This is a genomic window from Caloramator mitchellensis (assembly GCF_001440545.1).
GTDB classification, from domain to species: Bacteria; Bacillota; Clostridia; order Clostridiales; family Caloramatoraceae; genus Caloramator; species Caloramator mitchellensis.
Genome location: NZ_LKHP01000003.1, coordinates 17,771 through 32,664, shown reverse-complemented (window position 1 = coordinate 32,664; position 14,894 = coordinate 17,771). Strand labels below are relative to the sequence as shown.

General features: G+C 34.7%; 15 protein-coding genes and 1 other annotated feature (1 of these 16 cut by a window edge). All 15 genes read right to left on the bottom strand.

Annotated features, from left to right (window positions below; genetic code table 11):
- Positions 1-75, bottom strand: a binding site (T-box leader); it reaches 143 nt to the left of the window's first position.
- 41 nt (positions 76-116) lie between these two features.
- The 15 genes from ytxC to ABG79_RS03240 all read right to left on the bottom strand — a co-directional run bounded on the left by ytxC (position 117) and on the right by ABG79_RS03240 (position 14,883).
- Positions 117-1,028, bottom strand: a complete 912-nt coding sequence (gene ytxC, locus ABG79_RS03310; protein WP_057977117.1) for a putative sporulation protein YtxC — start codon at positions 1,026-1,028, stop codon at positions 117-119.
- Positions 1,029-1,087: 59 nt separating this feature from the next.
- On the bottom strand, positions 1,088-1,852 hold the full coding sequence (locus tag ABG79_RS03305; protein ID WP_152978197.1) for a DUF6873 family GME fold protein: 765 nt from the start codon (positions 1,850-1,852) through the stop codon (positions 1,088-1,090).
- Between the two features lies 1 nt (position 1,853).
- Positions 1,854-3,068, bottom strand: a complete 1,215-nt coding sequence (locus ABG79_RS03300) for an MFS transporter (protein ID WP_057977114.1) — start codon at positions 3,066-3,068, stop codon at positions 1,854-1,856.
- A 484-nt stretch (positions 3,069-3,552) separates the two neighbouring features.
- The gene (locus ABG79_RS03295) at positions 3,553-4,185 is read right to left on the bottom strand and encodes a V-type ATP synthase subunit D (RefSeq protein WP_057977111.1); all 633 of its coding nucleotides are present in this window, start codon (positions 4,183-4,185) and stop codon (positions 3,553-3,555) included.
- Positions 4,185-5,570, bottom strand: a complete 1,386-nt coding sequence (locus tag ABG79_RS03290; RefSeq protein WP_057977110.1) for a V-type ATP synthase subunit B — start codon at positions 5,568-5,570, stop codon at positions 4,185-4,187. The genes ABG79_RS03295 and ABG79_RS03290 overlap by 1 nt, the downstream gene beginning before the upstream one ends.
- Entirely contained in the window at positions 5,563-7,335 is a 1,773-nt protein-coding gene (locus ABG79_RS03285; RefSeq protein ID WP_200956788.1) for a V-type ATP synthase subunit A, read from the bottom strand. Before ABG79_RS03285 ends, ABG79_RS03290 begins: the two co-directional genes overlap by 8 nt.
- A 5-nt stretch (positions 7,336-7,340) precedes the next feature.
- The gene (locus ABG79_RS03280; protein WP_341408293.1) at positions 7,341-7,670 is read right to left on the bottom strand and encodes a V-type ATP synthase subunit F; all 330 of its coding nucleotides are present in this window, start codon (positions 7,668-7,670) and stop codon (positions 7,341-7,343) included.
- Positions 7,657-8,643, bottom strand: coding sequence for a V-type ATP synthase subunit C (locus tag ABG79_RS03275; protein ID WP_057977108.1), 987 nt, complete (start codon positions 8,641-8,643; stop codon positions 7,657-7,659). Before ABG79_RS03275 ends, ABG79_RS03280 begins: the two co-directional genes overlap by 14 nt.
- Before the next feature lie 32 nt (positions 8,644-8,675).
- The gene (locus ABG79_RS03270; protein WP_057977106.1) at positions 8,676-9,272 is read right to left on the bottom strand and encodes a V-type ATP synthase subunit E; all 597 of its coding nucleotides are present in this window, start codon (positions 9,270-9,272) and stop codon (positions 8,676-8,678) included.
- A gap of 13 nt (positions 9,273-9,285) precedes the next feature.
- Positions 9,286-9,795 carry a V-type ATP synthase subunit K gene (locus ABG79_RS03265; RefSeq protein WP_057977104.1) on the bottom strand — a complete coding sequence of 170 codons (510 nt, stop codon included), beginning with the start codon at positions 9,793-9,795 and terminating at the stop codon, positions 9,286-9,288.
- A gap of 14 nt (positions 9,796-9,809) precedes the next feature.
- The gene (locus tag ABG79_RS03260; RefSeq protein ID WP_152978196.1) at positions 9,810-11,702 is read right to left on the bottom strand and encodes a V-type ATP synthase subunit I; all 1,893 of its coding nucleotides are present in this window, start codon (positions 11,700-11,702) and stop codon (positions 9,810-9,812) included.
- Positions 11,689-12,015: a V-type ATPase subunit subunit G family protein gene (locus ABG79_RS03255; RefSeq protein ID WP_057977100.1), complete on the bottom strand. Its 327-nt coding sequence runs from the start codon at positions 12,013-12,015 to the stop codon at positions 11,689-11,691. Before ABG79_RS03255 ends, ABG79_RS03260 begins: the two co-directional genes overlap by 14 nt.
- Positions 12,016-12,162: 147 nt before the next feature.
- Positions 12,163-13,809 carry a B12-binding domain-containing radical SAM protein gene (locus ABG79_RS03250; protein ID WP_057977098.1) on the bottom strand — a complete coding sequence of 549 codons (1,647 nt, stop codon included), beginning with the start codon at positions 13,807-13,809 and terminating at the stop codon, positions 12,163-12,165.
- Positions 13,784-14,305: a methyltransferase domain-containing protein gene (locus ABG79_RS03245; RefSeq protein WP_057977096.1), complete on the bottom strand. Its 522-nt coding sequence runs from the start codon at positions 14,303-14,305 to the stop codon at positions 13,784-13,786. Before ABG79_RS03245 ends, ABG79_RS03250 begins: the two co-directional genes overlap by 26 nt.
- A gap of 11 nt (positions 14,306-14,316) precedes the next feature.
- A complete protein-coding gene (locus ABG79_RS03240) occupies positions 14,317-14,883 on the bottom strand; it encodes a flavin reductase family protein (protein ID WP_057977094.1) in 567 nt (188 codons plus the stop codon).
- Positions 14,884-14,894 lie beyond the last annotated feature (11 nt).

The window sequence follows — 14,894 nt, the reverse complement described above, 5'->3', positions numbered from 1 at the left end:
AGGAAACCTTTCAGCCGGTGAGTCTCCCTCTCTGATAACACATCAAGACCTACTCTTCCCCATCAACGCTTTTACCTTTTGAATAATTCTACAACTAAAATCTAAAATTGTCAATATCAAACTATCTGTCCAGACCTTATTATTTTGCAATCCTCACAGGTATCGCAGAATATAGTTCGCTCCAAAAATATATTTTTAATCGTCTCAATTATTTCCTTGTTTCTGCAGTTTTCAACCGAGTGAATTATGAGCTGCCTTGGGGCACAAGTAACAATAATGCTCAAAAGTATGTCATCAACGGTTGTATCATTGTTTTCATTAAAGACTTCAAAATCCGCAAACAATTCACGCGTGATATTTAATGAGTTGCCGTCTTTTAAGGTATAGTCCCCATTTTGATTTATATATATGTTAAGAACATCGTATTTGCTCTCCTGTATTTCAACAAAATACCTAAGCAGCTTTATAAATTCATCGTATTCCCTTTCCACCATGTATTCTTCAATCATCCTATCGAGTATCTCACTAATGTCATCCTCTAAATTTTTCAACCTAAACTTAACAAATCCATCTATTATAATCTCATTGCTCTCCTGCAGGTAGTCCTCTATTTTTTTGTAGATTTCGTTTCTATGTTTCATACTTGTTATGACATCGTTAACAGGTAGAATACCTGTTCCCATTATATATGAACCGCATTTTTGCTTTATATCCTCCATCTCTTCAGGAGAAAAATAACCATAATTTTGCCTTATAAGCTTTTCTAGTATCTTCATTTCATAATTTTTTGATATATATTCATAAATAATATCGGTTGCATAACTTAAAAACAAATCTCTATAATTATCAAAATTCTTAATATCCTTTTCACTGTCCTTTAATAACAATTTTATATAATGATATTCCGCAATATCGTTTTCCACCATGGCAATGTTTATTTCGTTGTTTCTTAAATATGTGCACAGCTCATTAAATTTATCGTTAATGTTGCTACTTTCATCGGCAAATCCAATTGATAAGAGAAGCACTATTATCACTCCCTTCAAGTTTAGTATATGTGGCATAGCGCAACATATACAGGGAATTTTTACTTCAATATAGAATATTCCTTCAGAGGGATAATAGTTCCATAATCAATCAGGTTAGTTTCGGACAGTTCCAAACAATAAATACCGTATTTTGACATAAACCTTCTGATATTGCTTTCATCGGGATGGAATCTTAAATTGCCATAAAATGCTAATTTGTCTTGTGAAACAAATCCACATGCTCCTCCAATAAACCCATGATTTAACCCCTTAAGTTCTATAAACCCCGCTTGAATCAATAAGACATCTAATAAATTTTGAACCATTTTTTTTGCAATTCCTTTATCAGAAGTAATTACAGAATTTTGTGCAATTATAGCGATGGAACATTTTGAATATCCTTGTTTAACATCGATTATATCGATTTCACTTTTTACAAGTTCATCCAAAAGTATTTCATCAGTAAATCTTTTATTACAGACTGCCCATTTTCCTATTCTTGCTACGTTATAGGCTACATCATCAGGATATTGGTATCCAACAGCTTTTTTGCCTATTATTAACTTGAATCCTTCCTTTTCAAGTTCATAGTAAAGTTTATTTGGGATGTTTGGAGGCACAACTATTTTATCCTCTCCAATATGATGAAGCATTATATCAGGATGATAGGAAATTGCATCATATGTATCTATTTTCTCTGTTTTTATAAGCCTAATATTTAATTTATTAAATTGTTTTTCTATTTCGCTGTTAATTCTGCCGTCGACTGCTGCAAGTGAAACATTTCCTTGAGGCAGGTTAGGAGTTTTTATAAATCTTTCCAATTTAAACAAGCTCCCTTCTTCTTTTAAAAAGAACAAAAAAACCTATAAATCCAATTATTCCACTTATTATAAATGCGTTATTTGCACCAGCATATTTTGCCAAAGTTCCTGCGTATAAACTTCCGATTGGTGTTAAACCTCCAAAAACAAGAGAATAAACGCTCATAATTCTACCCCTCATTTCATCGGGTGAATTAAACTGCAATATGCTGTTTGAAGTTGTATTAAACGATATCATAAAAAGTCCAAGAACTACCAAATTCAATATAGATAAATTATAGTTCTTTAAAAGTCCAAGTATGATTAAGAATGCAGAAAGTCCAAATGACCCCATAAGCTGAAAATACAGCGCCTTTTCCTTGCTTGCCCTTACAGCTACAAATATGGCCCCTATTAATGCCCCAAGACCTAATGACGATAATAGCATCCCATAGGCCTTTTCCTGCATCATTAGATAATCCTTTGTGTATATAGGAATCAATACATTAAAATTCATGCAAAATGTTGGAATTATAACAAGTGATATAATTGTATATAAAAGTTTTGGGGTCTTTTTTATATATTTTAATCCTTCTTTTATATCAGACAATGGGTCCTTTATCTGATGCCTTGATGGGATATCCTTCATCTTCATCATCAAAAGCCCCATCAAAACTGCTAAAAAGCTTATTGCATTAAATAAAAAGCACCATTTCGCTCCAAAATCAGCCATCATCTTTCCCGCAACTGCTGGCCCTACCAGCCTTGCAGCATTAAATGCTGCAGAATTTAATGCGATTGCGTTTAAAAGATGCTTTTTGCCTTCAACAAGTTCAACAACAAAGGATTGTCTTGTAGGATTGTCAAGCGCCTGAATAGTTCCTATGAAAAATAATATAATTAGAATCAAAGGATATGTCAAACGATTAAAATATAGTAAAATATAAAATATAAGTGCAAAAACTAAAAGCATGCTTTGCGTGAAAATGAGTATTTTTCTTTTTGGGAATCTTTCGATTATAAGACCTGCGAAAAGCGAAAATGCAAATAGCGGTGTGAATTGAACGGCCGTCATAAGCCCTGATAAAAAACCGTCTCGCGTCATAGAATAGACAATCCAGTTAAGAGCTGCATTCTGCATCCATGTTCCAATTAAAGATATAACTTGTCCTGTCCAGAACAATTTATAATTTCTATGTGTAAATGCTGGAAAATATTCTCGAATTATATGAACCAAGCCACTCAACCCCTTAAAATTATTATCACCCCTAAAATAATTGTAACATTTTTCTGATGCCTCAATCAACAATTTTTATTTAGGCTTAACCTTTTCAAAGTAACTTAGTTTTGTAATATCAATGACAGCTTCAATTCGATAATTTAATATATTAATTCATCTCTATTAATATCCTAAATAATAAAGGATGGGCATTGATAATTTGCCCACCCCTAATATTGACATAGAACCTAAACAAATCTATAATACGCTTCATAATAGCCTCTCATGAACCCTTTCTACTCTTTCTCATCTGCTTTTGAATATCCCTCAATTCTACTCAACATTTTGAAATAGCCGGCCTACAGGACGTAGGTTCAAACATATAGTCCCTTTAAAAACATTACATAGATATCCTGATTCAGTGAGAAAGAAAGAGAAATCATATCATGGGGCTTTGTCCAAATTGACAAACAATTCAAGAACTCAAGAAATCAAGTGAATGTCACTTACTTTGCATCATGCTCTTGATTTTCATGAGCCTTGTTAGTGTTCCACGTTCGTTTTCATCAAGTTTCATTGAAATATACTTGATAGTTTCCTTTAACTGTGGAATCATAACGTATTCAAGCGCGTTAACACGTCTTCTTGTCTTTTCAATTTCGTCAGCCATGAGCTGGCAGGACTTTTCAACTTCTGCAAGTTCCAATAGCGAAGGAAGTATGTCGTAAAGCTTTTTAATAGCAGCGTCAAGCTCCCCTGTTGTTGTTAAAAAGCCGTAGGGATATATGCTCGCGTTTTCCTTACCTTCTCTAACGAAGTTCATAATTGGAACGTTAACGCTCATTATATTTTTCTTTGAAACATCTAATTTTACAGTTTCGGCTGGCATTATTATTGCCTCTTCGAGTGCAGAAGAGCCCATGACAGCCTTTGCCATCATGAAATCCTTTAGGGATTTTGTAAGCTCCTCCTCCACTCTTATTCTTAATTCGTTATTCTTCTTAACAAGGTCGATGAATTTTTTCATCAACTCGTCCTGTTTATCCTTTAATAATTTATGACCTCTAACTGCAACCTTTAGCCTTTTCTTTAGACGGCTAAGCTCCATTCTTGTAGGGTTAACATTAAGTCTCATTAAATTTCATCCCCTTTTTTGGGAAGGTATTTGTCGATGTATTCAACTCTAATTCTCTTAAGTTCTGTTCTTGGAAGTATTGAAAGGAGCTCCCATCCAATGCTTAATGTTTCTTCAATAGTTCTGTTTTCATATTCACCCTGTCCAACGTATCTCTTTTCAAATTCTTCAGCAAACTTAGCGTAAAGCTTATCAGTATCTGAAAGAGCAGCTTCACCTAATATAACTGCAAGTTCCTTTGCCTGCTTACCTTGTGCGTAAGCTGCAAATAGCTGATTCATTGTATCAGCATGGTCTTCTCTAGTCTTGCCCTTTCCAATACCCTTATCCTTAAGTCTTGAAAGGGATGGAAGAACGTCGATTGGTGGGTTTACACCTCTTCTGAATAATTCTCTGCTTAGTATTATCTGTCCTTCTGTAATATATCCCGTAAGGTCAGGAATTGGGTGAGTTTTATCGTCTTCTGGCATTGTCAGTATAGGAATTTGAGTTATAGAACCTTCTTTGCCTTTAATTCTTCCTGCTCTTTCATATAGAGTTGAAAGGTCAGTGTATAGGTATCCTGGATAGCCACGTCTTCCTGGAACTTCCTTTCTTGCTGCTGAAACTTCTCTTAGAGCTTCGCAGTAGTTTGTCATGTCCGTCATTATAACAAGAACGTGCATTCCCTTTTCGTAAGCTAGATATTCAGCAGTTGTAAGCGCCATTCTTGGAGTAGCAATTCTTTCAATAGCTGGGTCATTAGCTAAGTTCATGAAAAGAACAGCCCTATCAATCGCACCTGTTTTCTTAAAGTCTGATATAAAGAAATCTGCTTCTTCAAATGTAATACCCATTGCTGCAAAAACAACGGCAAACTTGCTGTCGGCACTTATAACCTTAGCCTGTCTTGCTATCTGTGCTGCAAGCCTTGCATGTGGTAGACCTGAGCCCGAGAATATTGGAAGCTTTTGTCCTCTAACAAGAGTATTAAGACCGTCTATAGCAGAGATACCTGTTTGAATAAATTCTGACGGATAATCTCTTGCAACTGGGTTTAATGGGTTACCATTTATATCCAGCCTCTTTTCAGGTATTATCTTTGGTCCTCCATCCTTTGGTCTTCCAAGTCCGTCAAATACACGACCTAGCATATCTATAGATACACCAAGTTCAAGAGTTTTTCCAAGGAATCTTACCTTGCTACCCATTAGATTAATTCCAGCAGAACTTTCAAATAGCTGGATGAGCGCTTTATCTCCGTTTATTTCTAGCACCTTACCTCTTCTGATTTCACCTGACTGTGTTTCTATTTCAACTATTTCATCATAAAGAGCACCTTCAACTTCATCAACAAGCATCAATGGTCCTGCAACTTCTCTTATAGTTCTGTATTCCTTAAGCATTTAGATTCCCTCCCTCTATAAGAGATTCGATTTGATTTCTTAGCTCAACAAATATTTCATCTATTTTTTCCATTTCTGTCTCAGGAACATATTTTGCTCTTGCAATTTTTTCTCTTACAGGAAGGGCAATAAGTTTGCTCAAGTAAACCCCTGCATCTAAAGCTTTTTGTGAAAGATGATAGAAATCCAGTATTAAATTAAGCATCTTGTGCTGCTTTTTAAGTGAAGCAAACGTATCAACATCATGGAATGCATTTTGATGTAGATAGTCTTCCCTTAATGTTCTTGCAGCTTCAAGAGTTAATCTATCCTTTTCGGAAAGCGCATCAATACCTACAAGCCTTACGATTTCTTGCAATTCATCCTCTTCCTGAAGTATTTTCATTGCTTCACTAACCATGCTTTGCCAACCTTCATATCCAGCCTTTTCTATATATGGACCTATTTTGTCCATGTAGAGTGAATAGCTAAGTAGCCAATTTATTGCAGGGAAGTGTCTTCTATATGCAAGCTGTGCATCAAGTCCCCAGAAAACTTTTACTATCTTCAATGTTGCCTGAGTAACTGGTTCCGAAAGGTCTCCACCTGGAGGTGAAACTGCGCCTATAACTGTAAGTGCACCTATTCTCTCATCTGAACCGTTGCAGTAAACCTTACCTGCTCTTTCATAGAATTGAGCAGCACGTGAAGCAAGGTATGCTGGATATCCTTCTTCACCAGGCATTTCTTCAAGACGCCCAGACATTTCTCTTAGAGCTTCTGCCCATCTTGATGTAGAGTCTGCCATTATTGCAACTGAGTAGCCCATGTCTCTAAAGTATTCAGCAATCGTAATACCCGTATAAATTGATGCTTCTCTGGCTGCAACAGGCATGTTTGATGTATTTGCAATTAGAACCGTTCTTTTCATCAATGGCTCCCCTGATTTTGGGTCCTTAAGTTCAGGGAACTCCATAAGAACGTCTGTCATTTCATTTCCACGTTCTCCACATCCAATGTATACAACTACTTCAGCATCCGCCCATTTTGCAAGCTGATGCTGAACAACCGTCTTTCCACTTCCAAATGGTCCTGGAACGCAGGCTGTTCCACCCTTTGCAACCGGGAAGAAGGTATCTATTATTCTTTGGCCGGTTAACATTGGTTCTTCAGGAGTAATCTTTGACCTGTATGGTCTTCCCTTTCTAACTGGCCATTTTTGCATCATTGTAAGCTCAACTATATCGCCGTTTTTGGTCTTAACCTTTGCAATAGACTCTACAACAGTAAAATCGCCTTCGTTAATTTCAACTATTTCACCCTCAACGCCATTTGGAACAAGTATTCTATGTTCAATAAGGGTTGTTTCCTGAACCTTTCCTAATATGTCACCAGCAACAACCACATCTCCTAACTTCTTAATAGGTTCAAAATGCCACTTTTTCTCTCTATCAAGAGAAGGAACGGCAATACCTCTTGTAATGAAGTCGCCTGCAACGTCCATTATCTTATCAAGAGGTCTTTGAATACCATCGAACATGGCTTCTATAAGTCCTGGCCCTAATTCAACGCTAAGTGGTTCTCCTGTTGACTCAACAGGCTCACCTATTCCAAGACCGGATGTTTCTTCGTAAACCTGTATTGAAGCTTTATCTCCACGCATTTCTATTATTTCGCCTATAAGTTTAGCGTGACCTACTCTGCAAACGTCAAACATTTTAGCATGTTCCATTCCCTCTGCAATAACGAGTGGTCCCGATACTTTTATAATCCTTCCCGCCTTCAAGACTATCAACCTTCCTTCTTTGATAAAATATCAACTCCGACAGCTCTTTCTACATTGTCTTTTATTTTCTGCATCCCTATTCCAAGACTGCCCTGGCTTCCTGGTATTAGTATAACAGCAGGGAGAAAGCTGTTTTTGTATCTTTCAATAGTCTCATCTATTTCTTTAGCAACAGTTTCAGTTACAAAAATAAGACCATATCCTTCCCTTGCCATCAGGTCAATTTCCCTTTGTGCCTCCTGTGGAGTTTCAACTGATTTTACAGTCATTCCAAGCGATAGAAAAGCAATTACCGCGTCTTTTTCCCCGACAACTCCTATCTTATACATAAACATCACGCAGCCTTTCTCTTATAACGTCGGGTGATACATTGTTCTTCTTCCCTGTCAAAACTATTCTCAATAACCTGTTTTCGTTTTCCTTAGCGATTAGAAAAGCTATAAGTGGGTCTGGCCCGAAGCTTACAAATTTTGAATTTTTAATTATATCGATTATATAATTATCGCCATACTTTTCAATGCTTCCTATATCGCCGTTTTTAATATATTCTTCTATCGCACCCTTTACCCATTTGAAATGCTCCGAGTGCATTATCCTGTTTGCAAAACTATCCAAGCTATCGTTAAAGCTGTTCATATAGTGGTCCATATCAAGATTTCCACCGCTAGTATATACCTTTGCAAACAATTCCCTTTCCCTATCCTGAACCTTTATCCTTATAAAGGCCTTTATATTTGTCATATCAACTATTAGTTTGACTATTTTCTTTAGATATTCAAGACCAGATTCCTCTGCAATTTCCTGCATATATTTTAAAATACCCTGGTCGATTATGATATCTATATCCTGAGGATTTTGGGTATTCTTAAATTCTGCGATTGCCTTTTCAACATAGAACCTTAGTGTTTTGTTCATTTCCCTGAAATTTTCTTCCTTTAGCATTATTTTTAAGTTATCTAAAGGAATAGTTCCAATGTTTATCAAAAGCCTATCGCTATCGAAATTTGAAAACTTGGCCTTTATCAATGTTTTTATGTTGTGGCCATCGTATCTTGCAGCTAATACGTCCACTACTTCTTTAGACGGGCTTAATTTTCTCATTTCAACATATAAATCCTCAAGCGCTTTATAAAGCCCTGCCTCATAATCAAAACTTAAATACTGAGCATATTGTGAATCCTGAAGAATCCTAATTGCGTCATTGAAATCCTTGGATTCAATTATTGTTTCAAATTTAGCTCTGTCGAGCAATTTTGTTTCTAAAGCCTTTATTCTTGCTATTGCTTGTGCAAAAATAGTTAAATCCATTCCTTCCCCTCCTGTCCTTTTAAATGGAGGAATTAAAATATTATGTTTGCAATTTCTGTTTCTATTTCATCTCTTAAATTTCTTATTATCGATTCAATTGTGCAGTTAATCTCCAAGCCCTTTCTTCTCATGATGAAGCCTGAGCTAATATTGGCAGTATCAGGGCTTAAAGTTATGCTGCCCATCTTTCCATTTTGAACCAATATGCTGTTTATTTCAGCTATAAGGCTGTTATCTATTCTTTCCTTGTCCTTTGCTGAAACAACTATTTCTTCATCTCCAAATTCTACGTTGTTTAATATTATCTTCTTTATAAATTCCTTATAGGAATTTATATCCATTGAATTAATCTTCTGTATAACTAAATTGAATACGTTGTCTATAGAATCCTGCTTTTGCTTTAGCATCATATCTCTAACCTGCATTTTAGCCTTAGAGATAATTCTTTCCTTTAACTCTTTTCCTTCTTTTTCTGCCTTTTCTTTTATTTCTTCTATTATCCTTTCAGCCTTTAGGTTAGCTTCCTTTAATATTTCATCAGCCTTAGCATTTGCTTGGTTTTCTATTTCAAGTGCCTTAGCTTTTGCATCACTGAGAAGCCTTTCCTTTAAATTATCTATTCCGGCCATTTTAAGCACTCCTTCATATCTTTATGTTAACAATCATCAATATTGAAGTAATAAGAGCAACTACGGCATAAGTTTCAACCATTACGGCATAAATAACACCATTGAACATCTTTTCTGGTCTCTTTGCTAATATTTGAATACCTGCAGCTGCAGTTTTACCCTGTGATATAGCTGAATATAAACCAACAAATGCCATTGGCAGACATGCCATTAATAATAGGAATCCCTGTGAAAGTGTTAATGGCTTTAAGCCTCCACCAAGAAGTCCAACTCTTTGTAAAACTATAAGAGCTGTAATAAATCCATAGAAACCTTGTGTTCCTGGGATAACCTGGAGTATAAGTGATTGACCAAACTTTTCTGGGTCTTCTGTAATTAAGCCTGCAGCGCTTTCACCAACTATTCCTACACCCTTAGCTGACCCTATACCTGCCATTAAAGCTGCTAATGCTGCTCCAAGTAGGGCTAATATAGCTCCACCATAAACCTTTAAAAATTCAACGAATGTTGCAAAATTTTCCATAGTTAATTCCTCCCTTATTCAACCTTAATAAATTTAGTTTTTATTCTTAAAGGCTCAAATGCCTTTCCGCCACCTTCATAGAACTTTCCGAAAAATTCAAGATACTGCAATCTTGATGTGTGAACATAAACTCCTAAAAGTCCTATTAAAAAGTTAAAAGTATGTCCTGCTATGAATATAATTGGTCCAAATATTAAAGCTGTTATGCCCCCTCCTAATAGTTCAATCAAGAGGTTAAAAGACCACCCTATCAAACCCGATGCAAGTCCTAATGCTAAAAGACGTGAATAGGAAAGTGCATCTCCTAAGTATCCTGTAACTCCGTATAGTGAATAAAATCCTCCAAAGAACTTACCGACTATTGTTTTGTTTTCTCTACCATGAGTTAAAAGTATTATAGCAGCACCCAATATTGCAATTATTTTTGCAATATTTCCTCCGCCTAATCCCATCCAAATAAGACCTGAAAGCAGTAAATACCATGCACCTACATCAAAGAATGCATCTTTAACCTTTCCATCCCTTATAAGCCTGTATGCTTTAACTCCAAGTCCTACATATAGATGTATCAAACCAAAGACAATTGAGAATGTTAAAACATCCATTGGTCTGTCAACTGGATTCAGCCATAGTGGAGTTATTGGAATTATTCCTCCAAAGAAGCTGCCGTATAAGAAACCAAACAGTATAGTTGGAAAACTGCAGTAAAGTATTAACTTAGCAAGTTTCTTTAAATCACCTTCGACGCTTGTAAACTTTAATAATACAATACTTACAGCCATCATCATAAGCCCGTAGCCAATATCCGCCATCATCATTCCAAAGAACAATAGGAAAAACGGTGTTAAAATAGGCGTCGGGTCAACTTCATTAGTCTTTGGAAGAGCATACATTGAAGTTACAACTTCAAACGGTTCAACAATCCAACTGTTTTTCAGCTGAACCGGTGCGTTTTCCTGGTCTCCATCTTCCAAATCGATGTAAATATGTCTGAATTTTGTGTAAATTGCATTTGTAGCCTTCTCTACTTCATTCTCGGGTATCCATCCAGTAAATATAACGGTCTTATTGGTTCCAGCAACCTTTGCCTTTGCCTGTTCTAACAGCAATTCTGAGTAGATGTAGTCATAAATGCTCTCAACTTCATCTATTTTTTCAGTAAGCTTCTTAGCCTCGAGCTTTAACTCGTTTTCTCTTGCTTTAAGAGCTTGGATTTCACTGTTAAATTCATCAATCTTTTGAGATGGTGTTTTATCAAGCTCGATGTTTAGCTTTGTATAACCATATTTTTTTAGCACTTCAAATACTTCGTCGTAAATATTCTTGTGAACAATTGCAAATAGGTTCACATCGCTTTGTTTTTCGTTGATAATTTCAAAATAAGCGTCCTTGAACTTTTCATTAAACTCCAATAAGAAGGAGTCCTTAAACTTCTTATTGATAGTTCCTATGAAATAGCTTATATTTTTTAGACCCTCAAGAATTACTAAATTGACATCAAGGTTAATCCAATCGCTGTATTGGATTATCTGTGATTCAATCTTCGAAATCCTCGAATTTACTGAATTGATTTCATCTTCAATAGATTTGCATTTTTCATAGATTTCTTCCCAGTTAACATGTTTATTCAGATTCTCAAAATCCTCCAAGCTAAGGACCTTCTTTTTAGTAAATAAGCCCTTTTTAACATCTGAATATGCCTTTAAAAATTCATAGGTAAATTTAATTTTAGAATATCTGTATTCAGCTTCACTGTTCACCTTTTCAGTTTTAAGTTCAACATCTTCTAGCTGCTCTTCTATATTAATAAGTTGAACTGTTCCTAATCTTTGAATCAGTTTTAACAGTCCATCCCTATCTTCTTTCGGAGCAACTATGCTTATTTTTTTCATTCTAACTATCGCCATGGCTATTCACTATCCTCTCGATAACCATATTTACAGCCTTATCCAATTTATCAGGTGGAACATTTTTTACTTGCTCTATTGATTTGTTTCCCTCTTCAATAATTGGATTTGCTTCAACCTGCCCCTCGTTTTCATACTTCGATAAAATTTCATCATGCATAATGTTTGCTCTTTTATGAGCATCCTTGATGATATTATCTGCCTGTTCTTTTGCATTTTTAATAATTTCCGTGGCTTTTAATTGGGATTGTTTAACAATTTCCTCTGACTGTCTTTCAATTTCTGATACTTGTCTAACAACTTCAAGTGCCAAGTTATCACCACCTTTAATGTAGATTAAAAATTTTCACCCAATTATAATTATACTATAGACAAATAAAAACACCAAGTATCAAATTAATTTAATTTAACAAAAAATTCGATAAAATACTTTGTTAAAGTTTTAATTTATCGAATTTTCTTAATAGTTTAGTTTTGAATAATAATATTTTCTATAGATTGGGTTGAAAATTACAATGCCTTCTTTTTTTATATATTTTCCATTTAAGAACATAATATTAGTATTTATCGCCAACATTTTTTTTAATTCCTTCTTTTCCATGAATATAAGGTCATCAATTAGTTCAATTGTTTCCACTGCAATTTCCCTTTTCCTCAAAAACTCTGGAAGATGTGATTTTTTAGTAGTCAAAATATAGTCGTGTATCATGAGGTCAATTAAATATTTTTCTTCCTCATATTTTTTCAAATACCCTAATAAATATTCAAATTTTGAACTCAAGTCGTGATTTTTATCAAAATATCCTGATTTATCAAGATAAAGGGTCAGTCCTTTAAAGAAATCAAAGTCAGAATTTTTATTTGCAAAGTATCCAAGCGTTATTTTGAAAATGCCGCTGTTATAAAAGGTTTCAAATACATCTTCAAATTTAAGCAGAAAAACTATTTCTTCTAAACTTAATGAATTTGTTCTTAAAACCTGATATGGAGGGTATTTTGAATATTTTATGCCAAATTCATTTGTTTCAAGGCTAATTGGAGAACCCTTAAGAACCTTTAAGAATCCAATCTGAAGAACATCCGGTCTTAGAGCCATTACTTCATCAAATGACCTTTTGAAAGAATTAATATCCTCTCCAGGAAGTCCAACGATTAAGTCCAAGTGACAGTGTATATTTCTATGCTCATTGAGCTTAATTATGTTGCTTTTAACCCTATCGAAATCCATGATTCTATTTATATTCTTTAACACTTCAATATTTGTTGTCTGAACTCCAATTTCAAATTGGAACAAATCTTCGGGTGCACTTTTTAAAACTTCTAGGCATTCATCGTCCAAAAGGTCGGCCGCAATTTCAAAATGAAATTTTGTCCCTGAAGCATTTTCGATTAGAAATTTCCATATTTCAATTGCAAATCGTTTGTTTGAATTAAATGTTCTATCCACAAATTTAACAAGCCTTACATTGTTGTCAATAAAGAATTTTAAGTCTCTTTTAACCCTGTCTAAACTAAAAAATCTAATTCCTTTAATAGTCGATGATAAACAGTATTTGCAGTTAAAAGGGCATCCTCTTGAGGCTTCGTAATATAGAATTCTCTGAGGCAAGTTTTCATATGGGAAGGGTATTATATCTAAATTTTCTATAAGTTTTCTTGGTTTGTTAACCTTTATTTCGCCATTCTTTAGAAACGCTAATCCGTCAACAGATAATAAATCTTTATTTTCCCTAAGATGGATAAGAAGTTCCCTAAAGGTTTCCTCCCCTTCTCCATATATAACATAGTCTATAAAGCTGCATTGCTTTAATACATCCTCTGGGTCATATGAAACCTCAGGGCCTCCAAGTATTATCTTTATATTCTCATCTATTTCTTTTAATATGCTGCAAACCTTCAATGTGTTTTCAATGTTCCAAATATAACATGAAAATCCAACGACATCGTATTTTTGATTAGCAATGTCAATGGCAATATTGAATGGATTTTCATTTATTGTGGTTTCATAAATATCAACCTTAAAACATTTTGCATATTCTTTTAAATATCTTATTGCAAGGTTTGAGTGAATGTATTTTGAATTAAGTGCTGCTAACAGTATTCTCATTTGCTTCCTCCGCATTTTTTGCCTCAATGTAGAAAATAATGCTATCGTCATTTTTGTTTAAAATTTCAAAACCTTCTCTCTGGAGCAATTCAATTATATCTCTACACTCAAGCGTAAAAAGGCTATGTCTAAATTCTTCATCAAGTGTCTTTATTCTGTTATTTTTGTTTATTATTTTTATGTTGATTCTTTCAAATGGCTTTAACCTTTTATAGTCAATATCCCAGATGACTACTTTTCCGTCTTCTTTGAGATTTCCCTTTATACTTCTTATAAGTTTTTTAGCATTTCTTTTATATTTGTTTAGCGATAAGAAAAAAATGACATAATCAAACTTGCCTAAATTGTTGTCCAATCTTTTTAGTTTGTAAAAATCTTTTTGATAATCGTTGTTAATAATCTCTGAAATAGCTGTATTTCCTTCATAGGAAATATCTAAAATATCCCCCTCAAATCTTTTGCGGCTCAAATCCAGTATAAAACATTTATCCCCCATAACCTCACCTACTATTTTTTCTTCTTTTCGACAGAAAAGCCAAACTTCCCAATATGCTCACCCGTAACGGCATATTTACCATGATTATACATCAAAAGATTTGCCTTATCCAGATGCAATTTTCCATTTTCATCCATATATTTTTCGTCCACATTAACAGCAACCACTTCAGCGATAAACATATGGTGAGTTCCCAGTTCTAATATTTGTTTAACCTTGCATTCAAGAGCTAATGGACATTCTTTAATAATGCTTGCCTCAACCTTGCTGGCCTTTTCTTTTGTAAGGTTTAGTATTTTAAACTTATCCACTTCTCTACCCGATTTAACTCCACAATAGTCTGTCGCAAATGCAATGTCTTTATTAGGTATGTTTACCACAAATTCTCCTGATTTTTTTATAAGTTCATAGCTATATCTTTCTGGCCTTACAGAAATAGAAAGCATAGGAGGCTCTGAACAAACTGTCCCTATCCATGAAATTGTAATTATATTTTCTTTATCCTCGTATTTCGAAGTAATCAAAGCTGCAGGAACTGGATATAGCATAGTTCCTGGCTTCCAAATCATTCTTGCCATTGTCACCCATC